A 19,858-nucleotide genomic window follows, 5' to 3' on the forward strand; every position below is an offset into this window, starting at 1 on the left:
TGTTACAGGTGTCTATTTCAACAAAATCTGTTTTACAGAAGCTCGTTAGCCAGTGCTAATAACTTCTCTCGCATCCACTTATTCACTAAATCCTCATCCGCTTGCTTGTGCCAATACATGTGAATGGGCATAAGTGGTATGTCAAAGGGCAGTGTGGTAACGGCAACTGGCAGGCTGCTAGTAATCTGCTGTGCATAACGACTTGGTACAGTAAGTAATAAATCTGATTTACTGACTACACTTGCGGCAGCGAAGTAATGTTCGCACTGTAGCGCAAATTGTCGCGTGGCGTTTTGTTTCGCAAGCGCTAAGTCTACCGTATCTAATCGAGAGTCTTTCAAGGTCACCAGAACGTGGGATGCTGATACATAATTGGCTAGCATTTTATCTTTTAAAATGGGGTGTTCTTTCGCACAGATAAGCACGAAATGCTCGTCGCACACCAGTGTTGAACGGATATCAGGGCCAGTAGGCACCAATGCATCGATGACGATATCGAGTTCTTTATTAGTAAGGGCGGTTTCAAGTTCAGGGCGGGTAACCCGCCTGCTGGTTACCGTAATATTCGCTGCATTTTGCAAAAGCTCGGGAATAAGTGCCGGTAAGAACGTTGACTCAAGAATATCTCTTAACCCTAACCTTATTTCTCTTTTATAGCGGCTGATATCAAAATCGATGGGGTCTGACAGCGTAGATTCTAAGTGCGCGAGAGCCTCTTTTATAGGCTGAATGATAGATTGGCACAACGGGGTTGGCACCATTCGTCTGCTGTGGCGCACGAATAACTCATCATCAAATTTATCTCGTAGACGCGACATTGCATGACTTACTGCCGGTTGCGTTAAATGTAATGCTTTAGCGGCCGCAGTAATACTCTCTTCTTCATACACAGCTTTAAGAACAAAAAACAAATTTAGATCTATTTTTCCATGCATCATATTTATGAAATTCCATAAAAAAGTATCATTTCTATTTATTTTATTCGAGGTTACACTGGTTTAAATGTTAATTAAAGTGTGGTTTTGTAGCTAAACTGTTAAGCAGTAGGCTGGGTGGTCGGGTGCTGCTGTCAGAATGACGTTTCGGCCATGAGGTACACAGAAAGTTTAGTAGCAGTTTGTAAACTGGCTTATTTACTATTATTACAATAACAAAGGGCATATATGCAGGCCTCGATTTTTACCGAAATACTTCTTCCACTGGCCTTGGCTTTCGTGATGTTTGGTATGGGGCTTACGTTAACCGTAGCTGACTTTACCCGGTTACTTAAAGCACCTAAACCCATTGTGGTGGGGCTGGTGGGGCAAACTGTATTGCTCCCCTTATTGGCGTTTGGTTTGTGTTTGGCATTTTCCCTCCATCCGGCGATGGCGATTGGCATTATGATTTTATCAGCGTGTCCTGGTGGCACCATGAGTAACTTAATCAGTCATATTGGGCGTGCAAATCTAGCGCTATCAGTAAGTTTAACCGCGCTATCGACTTTTATTTGCGTATTTTCTACTCCCTTTATTATTCATTATTCAATGGATTATTTCGCCGGTGAGAACGCGCCTTCATTTTCCATTGTTACTACCGTTGTCGGTTTGGTGTGCGTGTCGATAGTGCCAGTCATCATTGGTATGGCAATACGCCACTTCAAACCTGCATTTTCTATTAAGGTAGAAGGCTTTTTTAGAACCTTTTCATTATGGTTCATGATTGCCATGATCGTTGGCATATTAATCAGTGAGCGGGCGAATTTAATGGCGTCATTGGAAGAAGCCTTACTGGTGTGCTTAGCACTGAATATTTCAGCAGTAGTGCTGGGGCTTATTTTGGCTTTTGCCTTTAAGTTGTCAAAAATTGACGGTATTACACTGTCGATAGAAGTGGGTGTACAAAACGCTGCGCTAGCTATGTTGATTTGTATTACCTTTTTGAACTCGCCTGAATTTGCCGTGGCGGCTGGGGTTTACGGTTTAACTATGTATGCAGGCCCGGGGCTTTTAGCTGTGTGGTCGAAGCGTTTGAAAAATACAACTAAAAGTGACGGTAAGGACAAACCACTCGCTACTCAAAAAGCCTAGGCTGCGCGTTAACCATAAGAGCAAAACATACGAGTACAAAAACATGGGTACAGAAACCAATAACATAAAAACAAATAACCTAAAAACAGATAATAAAGAAAAGCGCATCCTTATCACCGGTGGTGCCACGGGATTAGGGCAAGCTATTGCCCTTGCGTTAAGCGAGCAACCCGGTAAAAACGGCGAACAATTGAAAATTTGTATCGCTGATATCCATGAGCAGCGAGGGCAAGAAACCTTAGCGCTACTAACGGAAAAAGGCACAGAGGCTTTCTATCAACCATGCGACATTACCCAAGATGATGATGTCGCTAATTTGGTTACCGCGATAGAAGCACGATGGGGCGGTGTTGATGTTGTGTTTAATAACGCAGGCGTGGCGTCCGGCGGTAGTTTAAGCGATGAAAGTATTGCGCAGTGGAAGTGGATTTTCGATATCAACCTATTAGGCATGGTTCGCGTCAGCAAGGCCATGCTGCCCTTGTTTAAAGCGCAGGGCGCGGGCTATTTTGTCAATATTGCCTCCCAAGCGGGGCTAACGCCTATTCCTTACATGAACAGCTATAACGCGGTGAAGGCGGCGGTGGTATCACTGTCTGAGACCATGAAGCTAGAGCTTGCGCCCGATAATATCGATGTGAGTGTGGTTTGCCCTAGCTTCTTTAAAACTAATCTTGATGAGTCGATGCGTAGCGATAACCCTGCCATGCACAAAATGATGGCGCGGTTTTTCAAAAAAGCAGATATGACCAAAGAAGAGGTTGCGCAAAGTATCTGCGATCAGGTTGCCAAAAAACGATTTTTAATCCTTACCCACAAATTGGGCAAGCGTGCATTTTTGATGAAGAAGCTACTTCCCACCCAAATGTATATTAACAACATGCTAAAACAAACCAAAGCGATGAAACGTGCAATGGAAAAACGGTAACCCATGACGAATACAGTATTAGATAAAGCAGTATCAGTAAGAGAAGGCGAAGAGCTAGACGTTAATGTTGTCGATGGGTGGCTAAAAAATCATATTCAAGACCTCATCGGCACACCTACGGTGACCCAATATTCAGGCGGTGCGTCTAACTGGACTTACTGTCTTGAATACGAAAATACGTCGTTAATATTACGCCGTGCGCCCGCGGGCACTAAAGCAAAAGGTGCCCATGATATGGGGCGAGAGTATCGCCTTCAAGCAGCGCTGAAGCCGGTGTATAGCTATGTGCCCGATATGCTGGCATATTGCGATGATGAAGCCGTAATTGGCACAGAATTCTATATCATGGAAAAGCTGACAGGCGTTATTCCACGTAAGAATCTTCCTCGTGATTTAAAGACCTCCCCAGAACAGACCCATCAGCTGTGTAAAAATGTACTCGATAGCTTAATAGAGCTACATAAGGTTGACTATAAGGCGGCTGGTTTAGACACGATTGGAAAAGGTAGTGGTTACATAGAGCGCCAAATTACAGGCTGGAGTGAGCGCTATACGAAAGCAAAAACCTGGAATGTTCCCTCGGGCAAAGGGGTTATGCGGTGGCTTGAGGCGAATATGCCAAGCAATGAGCGTATTTGCATTACCCATAACGATTTTAGATTCGACAATGTGGTGTTAGATCCAAACGACTACACCAAAATTTTAGGTGTGCTTGATTGGGAATTGGCCACCCTTGGCGATCCATTAATGGATTTAGGTAATACGTTAGCCTATTGGGTGAATGCAGATGATGATTTTCTGGCCCAATCTACCCGCAGGCAACCTACCCACCTTGCTGGCATGATGACACGAGATGAAGTGGTGGCTTATTACTGCAAGCAAATGGGCGTTGACGTTGATGATTTCACTTTTTATGAAGTGTACGGCTTGTTTCGATTAGCGGGTATTGCACAACAAATTTACTATCGCTATCACCACGGTCAAACCAATAACCCCGCGTTTAAAAACTTTTGGATATTCATTCACTACTTAATGTGGCGTTGTAAAAAGGCCATTCGTAAATCAGGAAAAAGAAAATGACAACAAGACAAAATATTCTGATCACGGGCGCAAGCTCAGGCCTTGGTAAAGGAATGGCGGCGGAGTTCGCAAAGCAAGGTAGCAACTTAGCATTGTGCGCAAGACGTTTAGACCGCTTAGAAGAACTTAGAAGCGAACTGCTAGCGGTAAATCCTAACATCAAGGTGCTAATTAAGTCCCTTGATGTAAATGATCATAACGCAGTATTTGAAGTGTTTGATGCGTTTAAACAAGAGATGGGGCAACTCGATAGAGTTATTGTTAATGCGGGCATGGGCAAGGGCGCCTCTATTGGTACGGGTTTTTTTAATGCAAATAAGCAAACCGCAGAGACCAATTTTGTGGCTGCACTGGCGCAAGCCGAAGCGGCCATGACTATTTTCAGAGCGCAAAATGAAGGTCATCTAGTAACGATTTCATCAATTAGTGCGGTAAGAGGCTTCAGACGCGCTATGACGGTGTATGCCGCCACTAAAGCAGGGCTTACGTCTATGACAGAGGGGATCCGCTTAGATGTGATGAATACACCAATTAAGGTTAGCTGTGTACATCCTGGGTTTATTCGTACCGAAATTAATGAAACGGTAGAAAAAGTGCCGTTTATTGTCGATACCGAAACCGGCTGTAAGGCGTTGGTAAAAGCCATTAATAAGGAAAAAGCGGTGTCTTATGTGCCAAGTTGGCCGTGGGCATTATTACATTGGGTGCTACGTGTCGCGCCTTCAAGCACCATTCGCAAAATGAGTTAGTGCCACAACACTAATAAAAGCTTCTGATAAAAGCCTCGAACAAAGGACACAAAAAAAAGACACAAAAAAAGCGCCAATAGGCGCTTTTTTACTAACTGTAAAATTTAAGCTAAAGCTTTAATTTGTGCAGCTAGGCGGCTCTTGTGACGAGCAGCTTTATTCTTGTGAATCAAACCTTTAGTAGCCATTCTGTCAAGAATTGGAGTTGCAGCAGCAAATGCAGTTTGTGCACCTTCTTTATCACCACTAGCGATAGCAGCTACTACTTTCTTCAAGCTTGTACGAGTCATGGAGCGACGGCTAGCGTTATGCTGGCGACGCTTTTCGGCTTGGATTGCACGTTTCTTAGCAGACTTGATGTTAGCCAAGGTGTAACTCCCAAATAAATTCATGTCAAAAACGAGGGTGCGGATTTTGCCTATCATCCAGCCAAAAGTCAAACGATTTTACCCAATAAGTAGAAAGTTAATTTCTACATTAAATAAGATGTTTATCGAATGCTTTGGTTTTTCGGCCTGTTCTTAACAAAGGCGCTAATAAAGCGCCAAATAAAAAGTGCAGAACGAAATGGCTATTGTACATATGTACTCATGTGCACAGATACAGCACACAGATACAAATGAAACAGTACGAAACCATACCCACAACGGGCGCGGATTATAGCAAAAAAAATTCATGAGATGCACTTATATTTTGAATAATACGTTTCGCCGGTAACAGGGTTTCGTTATGATTGAGCGCTTAAGTGAATGAAATGTATCTATTGGAATAGTCTTAGTGTCACGGAAGTTATTAAAATCAGGCCTTATTGTCAGCGTAATGACGTTGATATCCCGCGTGTTAGGGTTAGTGCGAGATGTGGTAGTGGCAAGGCTAATGGGTGATGGCGCTGCCGCCGACGTGTTTTTCTTTGCAAATAAAATTCCTAACTTCCTGCGCCGATTATTTGCCGAGGGGGCATTTGCGCAAGCGTTCATTCCGGTATTAACCGAAGTACACCAAAATCACGAGAAAGCAGAGCTTAAAGCATTTGTTGCTAAAATTTCCGGCACGCTTGGGGCCATTGTGTTTGTGGTTTCCCTTGTAGGCGTTATCGCGTCGCCAGTTTTAGCCGCGCTGTTCGGCACAGGGTGGTTCATTGCGTGGGTACAGGGCGATGAGGCAGGAGATAAATTCTTACTCGCATCAACCATGCTTAAAATCACCTTCCCCTATCTTGCTTTTGTATCGTTAACAGGCTTGGCAGGGGCTATCTTAAATACACTAAACAAATTTGCAGTAGCAGCGTTTACGCCAGTGCTACTTAACGTATGCATTATAGCCTGTGCGGTCTTTTTAGCTCCCGATATGGAGCAACCCGCTTTCGCATTAGCGTGGGGGGTGTTTATAGGCGGTATAGTACAACTTGCCTTCCAACTGCCATTTTTGTATCGGGCGGGATTATTAGTAAAGCCCAAATGGGGCTGGCGAGATGAAAACGTTGTTAAGGTGCGCACCTTGATGATCCCTGCATTGTTTGGGGTGTCGGTAGGGCAAATTAACTTGCTGTTCGATACCTTTATCGCCAGCTTCCTGATGACAGGCTCTATTAGCTGGCTATATTACTCCGACCGTTTGTTAGAATTCCCGTTAGGGCTGTTTGGTATCGCTATCGCCACGGTAATATTGCCGGCGCTGTCGCGTAATCATGTAAGTAAAGATCCTAAAGCTTTTTCAGCCAATATAGATTGGGCATTTCGTATGGTGTGTTTGCTTGGTATTCCAGCCGCCGTAGGCTTAGCCACCATGGCGCGACCAATTTTAACCGTGATATTCCAGCGGGGTGCCTTTACGGCTGAAACGGCCACCATGGCCTCTTATTCTTTAACCGCTTACGCATTTGGTTTATTGAGCTTTATGTTAGTAAAAGTTCTCGCTCCTGGTTTTTACTCGCGCCAAGACACTAAAACCCCGGTTAAATTTGGTATTTGGTGCATGGTCGCCAATATGGTGTTTAACCTATTAGCAATTTGGTTTGGCTATGTGGGCTTAGCAATTGCTACAAGCATGTCGGCTACACTTAATGCCACATTGCTTTATATTACGCTGCACAAACAAGGGGTTTTTGTATTAAGTCGTACCTCAGTAATGTTTATAATTAGAGTACTCATTGCCAGCGCAGTGATGGGGGCAGTGATTTATTATCGCGATAAGGGCGTGGCATTTTTCGACCTTGAATGGACAGTGCAAGTGGTGGATGTCGCCATTACTATCACATTATCTGCCGCCGCTTTCTTCTCATGCATGATTTTATTGGGTGCAAGACGTCGTCATTTCAAAAGTGGGGGCGGCTAATATTGGTATTCCGTGCTGGGTCGTTTATAATCGCGAGCTTTGAATTTTCAGTAGTAACTAAAGGCAGTGGCTAATAGTGGAATTTATCCGCGGGCTTAACAACGTAAAACCGCAACACAGCGGGTGTGTACTAACTATCGGAAAGTTTGATGGCGTGCACTTGGGCCATCAGGCAGTACTGAGTAATGTGCTTCAAAAAGCCAAAGCGCTGGGGTTGCCGGCCACGGTGATGGTGTTTGAACCTCAACCCGAGGAAGTATTTACACCTGATAGAGCGCCTGCACGCATCAGTCCATTGCGTGAAAAGTACGAATTGCTGAAACAGCAAGGCGTCGATCGTTTATTGGCTGTGCGTTTTAACAGAGCTTTTGCCAGTCAAAGTGCCGATACCTTCGTGCATGATTTGCTGGTGGATAAGCTCGGGGTTAAATTTCTTGTGGTCGGCGATGACTTTCGCTTTGGCCAAGGTCGTAAAGGCGACTTTGCCATGCTGCAAGCCGCTGGGCAAAAGTACGGCTTTGAAGTGGTTAGCACGCAAAGCTTTATGATGCATGCTCATCGTATTAGCTCTACTGCAGTGCGAGAAGCACTGGCTGATTCGGATTTTGCGCTTGGTGAAGAAATGTTAGGTAGGCCGTTTGCTGTGTATGGTCGAGTTGTACATGGTGAAAAGAAAGGGCGCACGATAGGGTTTCCTACCGCCAATGTCATGCTGAAGCGTTGCAGAGCACCAATTCACGGCGTTTTCGCGGTACATGTTGCCGTAGATGGAAAAAAATTCAATGGCGTGGCAAACATTGGTACTCGCCCCACGTTAAACGGGGTGCGAAACCAGTTAGAGGTGCACATCTTCGATATGTCAGCCGACCTGTACGGGAAACCAATGACCGTGTTTCCTGTTGCAAAAATACGAGATGAACAGAAATTTGACTCGTTTGAGATACTAAAAGCACAAATACAGGCCGATGCCGCTAAGGCGCGCCTGTTATTAGAATAGTGAAACGTGATAAAGTCACCACGCTTAACATAGCGTCGACCAATGCAAGCCTATACAGCGCCTAACGAGGCGTTGGGTATTATTAAAGGTAACCGGATAATACAATTATATGAGTGATTATAAAGCCACATTAAACCTACCCGAAACCGCCTTTCCTATGCGCGGCAACCTTGCTCAGCGTGAGCCTAAAATGCTTAAAGACTGGCAGGAAAAAGGGGTATACACAAAGATTAGAGAAGCGAAGAAAGGTAAGAAGCCTTTCATTCTTCATGATGGCCCTCCGTACGCAAACGGCGATATTCATATTGGTCACGCAGTAAATAAAATTCTTAAAGACATTATTGTTAAGTCAAAAACACTGTCAGATTTCGACTCGCCGTATGTGCCGGGTTGGGACTGTCACGGTTTGCCTATTGAATTGATGGTAGAGAAGAAAGTGGGTAAGCCGGGCAAAAAAGTGACGGCTGCTGAGTTTCGCCAAAAGTGCCGCGAATACGCACAACGTCAAATTGATGGCCAAATGGCTGACTTTAAACGTCTTGGTGTATTCGGTACCTGGGACAATCCTTATAAAACCATGGATTTTCGCTCAGAAGCCGACATTATTCGCGCACTGGGTAAAGTGGTTGAATCGGGCCACTTAGAGAAAGGCTTCAAGCCAGTTCATTGGTGTACAGACTGTGGTTCTGCGTTGGCAGAAGCAGAAGTAGAATACCAAGACAAAATTTCACCTGCTATTGATGTGAAATTCCCTGTTGCTGATGTAGACGCTATTGCGGCTGCGTTTGGTGTAAGTAGTGAAGACTTAACCGCGCACAAAGCGGGCGTGGTTATCTGGACAACGACCCCGTGGACGCTGCCTGCCAACCGCGCCATCAGCTTGCACCCAGAATTAACCTACGCGATTGTAGAAATCACGTCGACCAACGAATGGTTAGTGGTTGCGCAAGATTTGCTTGAAAGCTGCATGACGCGCTACGGTATTGAAGAGTATCGTGAAGTAGCGACCTGTGTAGGTTCAAGCTTAGATAAACTGCTAGTTAATCATCCGTTCTTAGATTTAAAAGTACCGCTAATTTTGGGTGAGCACGTTACCACTGAATCAGGTACAGGTTGTGTTCACACCGCGCCTGCTCACGGTGTTGACGATTTCAATGTAGGTAAACAATACGACATTGAAGTGTACAACCCAGTCGGTAACAATGGTGTGTATTTAGAAAACACGCCTTTATTTGCCGGCCAGTTCGTATTTAAAGCCAATGATACCATTGTTGAAACGGTAAAAGAGCACGGTAACCTTGTGCTTAACGTGAAATATGAGCACAGTTACCCGCATTGCTGGCGCCATAAAACGCCTATCATTTTCCGTGCTACGCCGCAGTGGTTTATCAGCATGGATAAAAAAGGCTTACGTGCTGAGTCAATCGAACAAATCAAACAAACTAAGTGGATCCCAGAGTGGGGCGAAAACCGCATCCAGAAAATGGTAGAAGGTCGTCCAGACTGGTGTATTTCTCGCCAGCGTACATGGGGCGTTCCTATTCCTTTGTACGTGCACAAACTTACCGGTGAACTTCACCCTGAGTCAGTTGCACTTATGGAAAAAGTGGCCGCTGAGGTGGAAACTAAAGGTATTCAAGCCTGGTGGGATATCGATGATGCTGCACTACTAGGTAGCGAAGCCGATAACTACGACAAAGTCACCGATACCCTAGATGTATGGTTCGACTCAGGTGTCACGCACTACTTTGTGGTTGACCAACGTGAAGACATTCCCGCTAGCGCCGATTTGTACCTAGAAGGGTCAGACCAACATCGTGGTTGGTTTATGTCATCGCTAATGACGTCTACCGCCATGCATGGCCACGCACCCTATAAAGAAGTGTTAACTCATGGCTTTACCGTAGATGCTCACGGCAGAAAGATGTCGAAGTCGGTAGGTAACGTAGTTGCACCGCAAGAAGTGACGAACAAACTAGGCGCAGACATTCTTCGCTTATGGGTTGCGTCTACTGATTACCGCGGTGAAATTGCGGTGTCTGATGAAATTTTAAAACGTGCTGCTGATGCATATCGTCGTTTACGTAACACGTCACGTTTCTTACTAGCAAACCTTAATGGCTTTGTGCCAGAAGATGCTTTGCCAGAAGACGAGATGGTGGCACTAGACCGCTGGATTGTGGCGCGTGCGAAAGCACTACAAGAAGAACTTGTTGAAGCGTTTGAAAAGTACGATTTGTTAGTCGTTACGCAAAAGCTGATGCACTTCTGTTCCATCGAGTTAGGTTCATTCTACCTAGATGTTATTAAAGACAGACAGTACACGGCAAAATCTGACGGCAATGCACGCCGCTCTTGTCAAACTGCGCTTTACCATATTATGGAAGCGTTAGTTCGTTGGATGGCACCCATCACAAGCTTTACGGCGCAAGAGATTTGGGAAGCTTTACCGGGCGAGCGTAGTGAATTTGTATTTACCGAAACCTGGTACGAAGGCTTTAACAGCTTCACGCAAAGTGACGTATTTAACGACGAACTATGGCATCAGGTATTAAGCGTAAAAGACGCTGCAAACCAAGCCATGGAACAAGCGCGTAAAGACGGTCAGTTAGGCGGTTCGTTAGAAGCTAAGATTGACTTGTATGCTACAGAGTCTTTGTTTAACACCTTGGCTTCACTTGAAGATGAACTGCGCTTTGTATTGATTACATCAGCAGTGAACCTGACAAAAGTAGAAGGCGCACCAGACAATGCTGCGGCTACCGATGTTGAAGGTTTATGGTTAAGTGTAAACAAAGCAAGCGGCGACAAATGTGTTCGCTGTTGGCACCATCGCGAAGATGTTGGCACCCATAAGGGACACGAAGAATTATGTGGCCGTTGTGTAACCAACATTGATGGCGAAGGGGAAACGCGTCAGTATGCTTAATACTACGGCGGATACCAAGCCTAAGTTATTCAGTGAAACCGGTTTACGGTTTCTCTGGATAACCCTAATTGCATTTGCGCTAGATCAGGTTACCAAATATGCAGTGTTAGGCGGTATGTCACTTTATCAATCGATAGAGGTATTACCGTTTTTCAATTTAACCTACGTACACAATTACGGCGCGGCATTTAGCTTTCTTGATAGTGCCGGTGGCTGGCAGCGATGGTTTTTTACTGCCATCGCTACTGTCGTCAGTGTGGTTATTTTATGGTGGTTAAAACAATCACCCAAAAATCAGACCTTATTGCCTGTCGCCTTTTCTTTTATTTTGGGTGGCGCGCTAGGTAATGTTTACGACCGTTTAGTGCATGGATATGTTATCGATTTCCTCGATTTTCATGTAAACAACATGCACTGGCCTGCCTTCAATATTGCCGATAGCGCGATATTTATTGGTGCAGCCCTATTAATTATTGATATGTTCAAGAACGGCGAGAAACATAAAAGCGCCGATTCAACCAGCACGTCAAAGCAGTAACCGGAGCCACAATGACCGACAACCTAATTATTGGTTCTGACAGCGAAGTTATTCTTCACTTTGACTTAAAACTTGAAGATGGCTCAGCCGCTGACAGCACCCGCGTAAATAATAAGCCCGCGAAAATGGTAATGGGTGACGGTAGTCTTACCCCTAACTTTGAAGCTTGCTTACTAGGACTTCAAAAGGGTGAAAAGAAATCGTTCACGTTAGCCGCGAACGATGCCTTCGGTGAGCCTAACCCTAATAATATCCATTACATGGATAGAAGCCGTTTTGGTGCTGACTTGGAAATTCAAGAAGGTGCTATTCTTGCGTTTTCTCAGCCAGATGGCTCAGAAATACCCGGTATTATCAGAAGTGTCGCGGGCGACTCGATAACGGTAGATTTTAACCACCCATTAGCTGGGCAAACGGTTATTTTCGATGTTGAAATTGTCGATGTAAAAGTTGCACCTGCACCTACATCAAAAGGTGATCAGTAATTATGCAAATTCATCTTGCCAATCCTCGTGGTTTTTGTGCCGGTGTAGACAGAGCCATCACCATTGTAGAAAGAGCACTCGAAATATTTGAGCCGCCAATCTATGTTCGCCATGAAGTCGTTCACAATAAGTTTGTGGTTGATGGTCTACGTGAGCGTGGTGCTATTTTTGTAGATGAATTGCATGAAGTGCCCGACAACTGCATTGTTATTTTTTCTGCCCATGGGGTCTCTCAAGCAGTAAGAAAAGAAGCCGAAAATCGTGGATTAAAGGTATTTGATGCTACTTGCCCATTAGTGACTAAAGTGCATATGGAAGTGACCCGTGCGAGTAAAACAGGCACTGAATGTATTTTGATTGGCCATGCAGGACATCCCGAGGTTGAGGGGACGATGGGGCAGTACAGCAATGATGAGGGTGGAATTTACCTTGTCGAGTCTGAAGCCGATGTAGCGACCCTTGAAGTAAAAGATGCCAAAAATCTCTATTACTGCAGCCAAACGACTTTATCTGTTGATGATACTGCAGATGTTATTGATGCATTGCGTGAACGTTTCCCTGATATTCAAGGACCACGTAAAGACGATATTTGCTATGCCACCCAAAATCGTCAAGACGCCGTGCGGGATCTATCTCAAGATTGCCAAGTACTGTTGGTGGTTGGCGCTCAAAACAGCTCAAATTCGAATCGTTTACGTGAACTAGCCGAAAAAATTGGTGCGAAGGCGTACTTAATTGCTGATGCGAATTGCATTCAGGAAAGTTGGCTTAAAGATGTTGAGCATATTGGAGTAACGGCAGGTGCTTCTGCACCCGAGGTGTTAGTTCAAGGCGTGGTTGATAAGCTTAAAGCATGGGGAGCGGTTTCTGCTTTTGAACGTGCTGGCCGAGAAGAAAATGTTGAATTCGCGGTTCCTAAGGAGCTTAGAGTCAAACAAGTAAGCTAGCGCCTTTTAGGTATAAAAATTGGGCTGAATTTAAAAGCACCGCATTGATATGCGGTGCTTTTTTTTACGCTATCGTCTAATGGTAATACAATCTGATACGTTTTATGGTTGCTTATACCTTGAGCAAGAAATTTTTAGCATAGAATGCTAAACATAAGGTTGTGTCTAAATTTTAGCGTGAATGCCATTGGGCAATGCAGGGACTATGAATCGAACGATAAACACTAGTGGATTGGATAAGCAACAAGGCGTTGGCCTTATTGAGGTGCTTGTCACTATGTTCATTCTTGCCATTGGTTTACTCGGGGTGGCTGCTCTTCAATTCACAGGATCTTTTGCGAACAAAGATGCGATTAGCCGCACGCAAAGCGAATTTGTTGCGGCTCAAGTTGCAGAGCGCTTACGTGCTGCTGCGCGTGTGGCAACGGTAGGTGATGGCATTGTGGTTAACAACCAATATTTCAATGCAAGCAATTACAACTTCAACGGGCTCACCTGCTCGGGTTCCACCCATCCTTATAAATGTTTTTGTTTGAGTCGTCCTTCTGGAGTGCCCAATTGTGAAACCGCCACCTGCAACGAGCTGGATATGGCTAAATACGATGGCTGGGCATTATCTTGCGCGGCAGTACAAACTAACCCTCAAACCACACTGTCATTAACCTGTACAGATAATAACGTAGCAGATGTTTACAGTTGCAGTGCGGGCTCACGGCTGCAAGTTATTCTAGCGTGGCCGGTAGCATCAGCAGGTAGTCAAAATTACACCTTAAATACGCGTTGCAATCCAAATGACTCAGACAGTAACGCCTGTGTGATTAAGGACTTAACCTTGTGAAGCGTGTAAAGGGTTTTTCGCTTGTAGAGTTAATGATTTCATTGGCCTTAGGGCTGGTGATATCTGGCGCGATAATTCAGGTATTAGTGAGTAGTAGTGTAACGAACAAACTTAATCAAGCGGTGGCACAGGTTCAGGAGTCTGGACGTTATATAACAAGCCGGCTTAGTAGTGAGTTTTACGAAATTGGTCGCTATGACACTATTGTCGCGTCTATCGATAACTCAGTTGATACGGTGGCGGAGGCTGGATTTATTGAGAATAAGCCAATTGGGTTAGCCGGAGACTTCGTCTCAAACACTACGCTCGGAAGCACGCAAGCATCAAGTGGTGCAAATGACGTGTTAGTGGTGAATTTGCTTGCCTCTACAGACTGTACGGGCAGTAAGCATGGTTATGCCGCAGGTGATGAGTTTCATGTGGTTAACCGATACTACGTTAGCGGCAATGAATTTAAATGTACAGGCTACGATGGGCGAGTATTACGGGGCCTAAAAACACAATCCGTTTCACCAAATACTGTGACCTTGCTAGACAATGTAAGTAACTTCCAACTTCAATATGGCGTTAGTGATGTTGCTGAGGATTCTAATGGGCAAGCGATAACCTATGTGACGGCCGATAAGTTGGCTGCGCTACGAGCACAGAATCAACAAGTGGTTGCATTGCGCTGGGGTATCTTACTTAAAAGCTATCAAAATCAAGTTCAGCAAACTTCAGCCCCTACATTTGCATTACTAAACGAGAATCAAGTTACGCTAGATTCGAGCCATTATTATCAGGTTTTTGCTAAAACAGTGTCACTTAGAAATGTGAAAAACTTTGTTAGGAGCATTCAATGAAACAGCGTGGATTAGTAATGGTGTTTGCATTGTTAGTGTTGCTCTCTCTCACCATTTTAGGCGTAAGTGCGGTAACCAGTAGCCTATCCCAATCTAAAATGGCAATGTCAATGCAGCAGACGGGGCTAGCATTCGACGCTGCGGAAGCGGCTATTGCGGGGGTGTTTTTTGAGTCGGAGGACGAATCCCTGTTACAAGATAGCACTAAAGTTGACCCTCTTTCTGCGGCACGCCAGCTTGACCCCTACGAACCTGAAACAGAAACAATGAGCTGTTTCGATGAAAATGAATGGACTGATAGGTACATGACCGAAGGTGGTCTATCGTGGGGTAATGAACACACGACAAATGGTACTTATCAAACCATGGCGAGTACCAAAAGCTGGTCTCGTACAGCGTTTATAAGAGAGCAAGCATGTCGAGGTTCAAGCAACGTTATTGGTGGTAGCAACGTAAATTGCCACGTATTTATTATTAGAGGCTGCGGCAAAGTAGGTGGTAAATCTACGGTGGTTGCGAACTCCCTAGCGGCATCAGTGTTTGGCCCTGCGTCACAATAAAAAGAGTAATAATTATGAAGCGCGTGAGTAGTTTTTTTGTCTCGGTAGTGATGTTTTCTTGCATTGGCTTTTCTGCTGTCGGTGATGATTTGGATATTTACTTAGGCACGGCGTCAGAGTCTGCTACTTATAATCCAAATGTACTCTTTATTATGGATACGTCAGGCAGTATGACGGGCAAAGATGGCACCGGCCAATCACGCATTCTTAGAGTACAAAACGCACTTAAAGAGGCGTTAACGTCAGCCACCAATATAGATGCCGGCCTTATGCGTTTTTCCGACTATGGTGGCCCTATACTCTTTCCAGTAAGCGGAATTGACGATGCTATTCAACCGGAGCTTATCACCTCAACGGGTGCAAGCAGTCACGATGCGTCAGAAATCAACGGTACAGTAAATACTACGGCTAACGACCTGGTGTTGAGCTCTGGCACGAATATAGTCACATCCGGAATGCGTTTTACTGAGATGAATATTCCTCAAGGGGCAACGATACTCAGTGCGCACCTTCGTTTTACATCAGAAAAATTTAATATAGCGGGCACCACACTCACGATAAGTGGAGAGGCGTCAGCCACTAGCACGGAATTTTCCACGGCATATAACAACCTTTCGTCAAGAACCAAAACTGCATCAGAAGTTGAATGGGTAAGTAACAATGATTTTCCTTCTGCTGATGAGGTCATTGCCACGCCAGATATCTCATCGATTATTCAAGAAATTGTAGATTTGCCACAGTGGTGCGGGGGCAAAGACCTCAACATTCTTATAGAAGGCACAAGTTCAGATGCTGCCAGTAGCCGAGAAGCCCGAGCATTTGACTCTGGGCAAACTGGGTCGCCGCAATTGGTGGTGTCTTATGATGATACAACCGCTACAGGTTGTATCAGCGGTGAAAGTGTTTACCAAGTTAGCCGTTCTAACGACAACATAGAAGAAAATAACAACGGTTATGAAAATACAGGCTCAGAGCTTACGTTCTCAAGTAATTACAACAGCTACATAGGCGTTCGCTTTCAAAATGTAAACATCCCTCAAGGGGCTGAAATTACCGAAGCCTACATAGAATTAACAGCCTATAGCAGCTACAACCAGAACAACTCGAGCATGTTAATTCGCGGTGTTGCTGCTAATGATGCTGACGATTTCTCTTCTGGAAATCGATATTTGCTTAGAAATATTGGCAAAACGTCAGGTGTAACCTGGTCTATGGGGTCATTTTCATCGGGAAACGATTACGCCTCGCCCGATTTATCAGGTGTCGTTAAAGAGATTGTAGATAGAGCAGGATGGCAATCCGGTAATGCAATGGCGTTCGTGTTTAGTGACTTCACGGGCTATCGAGGTGCTTATACCTACAGTGGCTCTCAGTCGTCTGCCGCAAAATTAGTCGTTAAGTTTAATGGTTCCGCCACACCTGGACAGACATCGACAGTAAGAGAACACCTGATCAGTAAAGTTGATGAGCTTACTGCTAGCGGTTATACACCCATCGTAGATACATTATATGAGGCGGTTAACTATTACGGCGGCAGAGACGTTGATTATGGACTAACCCGTGGTAATTATAAAGTATCAAACACGGTGAGGAAGAATACGCGTGTCAGTCATAGAAGCGCTTATCTGGGGGGGGATGCCGTTCAGCCAAATGGGTGTTCCGATGACAACTTGTCTGACAGCGACTGTATTAATGAATATATCCCTAGTGGGGCAACCTATATATCACCGGTGAATGACCTGCAGTGCCAGACCAACAACCATATTGTTTTACTGTCTGACGGTGAAGCAAACAATAATCACAGTGTCTCACTTATCGAGTCGTTACTAGGTGATAGTTGTACCGGTAGTGGCGGTGAAAAGTGTGGTTTAAATCTTGTGAAAAATGTCAGTGACTCAGATACATCGGTTATTGATCGTCGCGTAATCACCCATACGATTGGATTTGCGGCAAATAGTACCGCCAATAACTTCCTAAACCAATTGGCAGTACAAAGTGGTGGTGGATTCTATCAAGCCGATGACAGCACTGAGTTGCTTGAGGCATTCAATACTATTCTTCGCTCTGTAAAAGATGTTAATTCTACCTTTGTATCGCCGGGTGTAGCGGTGAATCAACTTAATCGCTTGACCCATAACGACGAACTTTACTTTGCGTTATTTAAGCCAAGTGAAGGGGCTATCTGGCCAGGGAATCTTAAGCGATATCGATTAGATGGTGAGAATATTTTAGATCAAAACTCATTGGTTGCTGTCGATGGTGATACGGGATTTTTTAAAGATACTTCTCATAGCTACTGGTCAACTCTCGTTGATGGTAGTGATGTTCGAGAGGGCGGTACCGCGAGTAAAATGACTGCTAACCGTAACTTGTATGTTTTCGATGGTGCTGGAAATATCATTCAATCGAGTAACGAATTGCATGAAGACAACAGCGAAATTACGACAGCATTGCTAGGTGTGGATGACGAACTCGATGCAGATGCGCTTCGCGAAGTACTGCTTAAATGGGCAAGAGGCATAGATGTTAAAGATAATGATGGTGACGGCGATACAACGGACTACCGTCTTCAAATGGGCGACCCCATTCATTCTCAGCCTGTAGTGGTTAATTACGGGAGCACAGACTCGGCCATTTTGGTTGCCACAAACCAAGGTATGCTGCATTCGTTTGATGCAGAAACCGGTGAAGAAAACTTTGGCATTATGCCTAAAGCGCTACTGCCTAACCTGCACCATTTTTATGAGGATATCTCAACGTTTAATCACGTTTACGGCTTAGACGGCGAGATGGTGTTGCGTACAGTGGGAACGTCGACTTACTTGTATTTAGGTATGCGACGAGGTGGCCGTAATTATTATGTATTTGATGTGACACAGAAGACGTCACCTACGGTTAAGTTTGTGATTGAAGGCGGCAGTACGGGCCTTGAAAAATTAGGACAAACATGGTCGCGCCCTACTATCACTAAAGTTCGCTACGGCACCGAAGAGAAGAATGTCATGATCATCGGTGGCGGTTACGATGACTCGCAAGATGATAAGTTAGTGAGAAGTGCTGATAATATTGGAAATGCGGTTTATATGTTCGATGCAGACACTGGAAGCTTGCTTTGGCACGCCAGTAACGCTGATGCAGATTTGAATCTAGCTGATATGAACTACAGTATCCCAGGTCGTATATCCGTAATCGACAGAGACAACGATGGCTTCGCTGACCATATGTATGTCGGTGACATGGGCGGGCAGCTGTTCCGGATGGATATTTATAATGGCGAGTCGGGCAGCAACTTTATAAAAGGGGCTCGGTTGGCTAATTTTGCTGGAGACACCGCTGAAACTCATCGTCGCTTTTACTATGGCCCCGATGTTTCAGAGGTCGCGCTGGGTGACGAATTATATTATGCCGTGGCAATGGGTAGTGGATGGCGAGCATCACCGCTAGATGTCACAGTAGAAGATAATTTTTATATGCTTAAAGACGAGGGCGTTTTTAGTCGCGACACGAGTGGTCAATTTACCTTTATGAGCACGGTGTCTGAGTCCGATTTATACAATGCCACCGAACATTTGCTTACCAGTAGCGATGAAACTGAGCAAGGGGTGGCAGCATCAAGCTTTGCAAATAAAGCGGGGTGGTATATCGAGCTTACCACCGATGGGGAAAAAGTATTGGCATCACCTCTAATAGTAGATTACAAAATATTCTTTACGACTTATGTGCCTGCGGTAAGTAGCACCAGTTTGTGTGCGCCGCCGTCTGGAAATAGCCGTGCTTATCTCGTTAACCTATTTAATGCGAATGCTGTGTCAGACCTTAATAATAATGGCGAACTTGATAGTTCAGACAGATCAGTTGAGTTACAGCAAACAGGGATCGCGCCAGAGACTAAAATTCTTATTGAAGATATAACCAGTCCTGTGGTGTGCCTTGGTACCGAGTGTGCTTCCACTGTTATCAGTGTCGACGATGATGGCAACGAAGAACCCTGTGGTTCAGCGTTTGAATGCTTAGCGCAAAATATTTATGGTAAGTTTGAACGAATACAACGAGGCAGTTGGCATTCTGAAACTGAGCGAGAGGATACATCTCAGTGATTAGTAGTAACGAAAAATATAAAGGCTTTTCCCTTATTGAATTAATGATCGTGGTGGCTATTGTTGGCATTCTTGCCAGTATTGCTTACCCGTCATATCAGTCTTTTATGACTGATGGGTATAGAGGCTCGGCGCAGGCAGACATGCTGGCATTTGCTGCTGCAATGGAGCGTCATCATAGTGGCTCGTTCAGTTACCAAGGTGCGGGTGCAGGTGGCGCAAATACAGGAGCACCAACCATATTTGCCACTTACTCTCCTTCTACAGAAGCAGCGGGCAATAAACGCTACGACCTTACCATAGTGTCTGCCGATGCAACCAGTTACCAGCTAAAAGCAACACCCGTAAGTAGCACCGCGCAAGCTTCTGATGGCGCGCTGTTTTATTTTAGTGATGGCCGCAAAGGCTGGGACGTAAACAACAATGGTTCGTTGGCGGCGGGTGAGTATTGCTGGTCTTGTTAAT

17 protein-coding genes are annotated in these 19,858 nt (G+C 44.9%); 15 read left to right on the plus strand and 2 right to left on the minus strand.

All coding sequences use genetic code 11. From position 1 onward, the window contains the following. Positions 1–32: 32 nt before the first annotated feature. Positions 33–938, minus strand: a complete 906-nt coding sequence (locus tag AMBT_RS04070) for a LysR family transcriptional regulator (protein WP_013783311.1) — start codon at positions 936–938, stop codon at positions 33–35. Positions 939–1,163: 225 nt separating this feature from the next. Between AMBT_RS04070 and AMBT_RS04075 the strand changes: the two genes are divergently transcribed. The 4 genes from AMBT_RS04075 to AMBT_RS04090 are packed head-to-tail and all read left to right on the plus strand — an operon-like array spanning position 1,164 to position 4,826. Further along, positions 1,164–2,069: a bile acid:sodium symporter family protein gene (locus tag AMBT_RS04075; protein WP_013783312.1), complete on the plus strand. Its 906-nt coding sequence runs from the start codon at positions 1,164–1,166 to the stop codon at positions 2,067–2,069. 43 nt (positions 2,070–2,112) lie between these two features. After that, complete coding sequence (locus tag AMBT_RS04080; RefSeq protein WP_013783313.1) at positions 2,113–2,997, plus strand: SDR family oxidoreductase; 885 nt, start codon at positions 2,113–2,115, stop codon at positions 2,995–2,997. A 3-nt stretch (positions 2,998–3,000) separates the two neighbouring features. After that, positions 3,001–4,077: a phosphotransferase family protein gene (locus AMBT_RS04085; RefSeq protein ID WP_013783314.1), complete on the plus strand. Its 1,077-nt coding sequence runs from the start codon at positions 3,001–3,003 to the stop codon at positions 4,075–4,077. Beyond that, entirely contained in the window at positions 4,074–4,826 is a 753-nt protein-coding gene (locus tag AMBT_RS04090) for an SDR family oxidoreductase (RefSeq protein WP_013783315.1), read from the plus strand. The genes AMBT_RS04085 and AMBT_RS04090 overlap by 4 nt, the downstream gene beginning before the upstream one ends. A gap of 104 nt (positions 4,827–4,930) precedes the next feature. Here AMBT_RS04090 and rpsT read toward each other — a convergent pair whose 3' ends face one another. Then, positions 4,931–5,194, minus strand: coding sequence for a 30S ribosomal protein S20 (gene rpsT, locus AMBT_RS04095; protein WP_013783316.1), 264 nt, complete (start codon positions 5,192–5,194; stop codon positions 4,931–4,933). A 409-nt stretch (positions 5,195–5,603) separates the two neighbouring features. On the opposite strand from rpsT, the gene murJ reads away from it, so the two are divergent. The 11 genes from murJ to AMBT_RS04150 all read left to right on the plus strand — a co-directional run bounded on the left by murJ (position 5,604) and on the right by AMBT_RS04150 (position 19,857). Next, positions 5,604–7,160 (plus strand): murein biosynthesis integral membrane protein MurJ, encoded by a 1,557-nt coding sequence (murJ, locus tag AMBT_RS04100; protein ID WP_013783317.1) that lies wholly within the window; start codon positions 5,604–5,606, stop codon positions 7,158–7,160. Between the two features lie 76 nt (positions 7,161–7,236). Further along, positions 7,237–8,157 carry a bifunctional riboflavin kinase/FAD synthetase gene (gene ribF, locus AMBT_RS04105; RefSeq protein ID WP_013783318.1) on the plus strand — a complete coding sequence of 307 codons (921 nt, stop codon included), beginning with the start codon at positions 7,237–7,239 and terminating at the stop codon, positions 8,155–8,157. A gap of 109 nt (positions 8,158–8,266) precedes the next feature. Further along, the gene (gene ileS, locus AMBT_RS04110; protein ID WP_013783319.1) at positions 8,267–11,086 is read left to right on the plus strand and encodes an isoleucine--tRNA ligase; all 2,820 of its coding nucleotides are present in this window, start codon (positions 8,267–8,269) and stop codon (positions 11,084–11,086) included. Continuing rightward, complete coding sequence (lspA, locus tag AMBT_RS04115) at positions 11,079–11,624, plus strand: signal peptidase II (protein ID WP_013783320.1); 546 nt, start codon at positions 11,079–11,081, stop codon at positions 11,622–11,624. The genes ileS and lspA overlap by 8 nt, the downstream gene beginning before the upstream one ends. Positions 11,625–11,635: 11 nt before the next feature. Further along, positions 11,636–12,109 (plus strand): FKBP-type peptidyl-prolyl cis-trans isomerase, encoded by a 474-nt coding sequence (gene fkpB / locus AMBT_RS04120; protein ID WP_013783321.1) that lies wholly within the window; start codon positions 11,636–11,638, stop codon positions 12,107–12,109. A gap of 2 nt (positions 12,110–12,111) precedes the next feature. After that, positions 12,112–13,056 (plus strand): 4-hydroxy-3-methylbut-2-enyl diphosphate reductase, encoded by a 945-nt coding sequence (gene ispH, locus AMBT_RS04125; RefSeq protein WP_013783322.1) that lies wholly within the window; start codon positions 12,112–12,114, stop codon positions 13,054–13,056. Positions 13,057–13,261: 205 nt separating this feature from the next. Then, the gene (locus AMBT_RS04130; protein WP_013783323.1) at positions 13,262–13,894 is read left to right on the plus strand and encodes a prepilin-type N-terminal cleavage/methylation domain-containing protein; all 633 of its coding nucleotides are present in this window, start codon (positions 13,262–13,264) and stop codon (positions 13,892–13,894) included. Between the two features lie 32 nt (positions 13,895–13,926). Continuing rightward, on the plus strand, positions 13,927–14,736 hold the full coding sequence (locus AMBT_RS04135; RefSeq protein ID WP_049791800.1) for a PilW family protein: 810 nt from the start codon (positions 13,927–13,929) through the stop codon (positions 14,734–14,736). After that, the gene (locus tag AMBT_RS04140; RefSeq protein ID WP_013783325.1) at positions 14,733–15,296 is read left to right on the plus strand and encodes a PilX N-terminal domain-containing pilus assembly protein; all 564 of its coding nucleotides are present in this window, start codon (positions 14,733–14,735) and stop codon (positions 15,294–15,296) included. Before AMBT_RS04135 ends, AMBT_RS04140 begins: the two co-directional genes overlap by 4 nt. A 14-nt stretch (positions 15,297–15,310) precedes the next feature. Beyond that, complete coding sequence (locus AMBT_RS04145) at positions 15,311–19,393, plus strand: PilC/PilY family type IV pilus protein (protein WP_013783326.1); 4,083 nt, start codon at positions 15,311–15,313, stop codon at positions 19,391–19,393. 44 nt (positions 19,394–19,437) lie between these two features. Beyond that, a complete protein-coding gene (locus tag AMBT_RS04150) occupies positions 19,438–19,857 on the plus strand; it encodes a type IV pilin protein (RefSeq protein WP_049791801.1) in 420 nt (139 codons plus the stop codon). Position 19,858: the final 1 nt, after the last annotated feature.

The organism is Alteromonas naphthalenivorans, assembly GCF_000213655.1.
Taxonomy (GTDB): domain Bacteria; phylum Pseudomonadota; class Gammaproteobacteria; order Enterobacterales; family Alteromonadaceae; genus Alteromonas; species Alteromonas naphthalenivorans.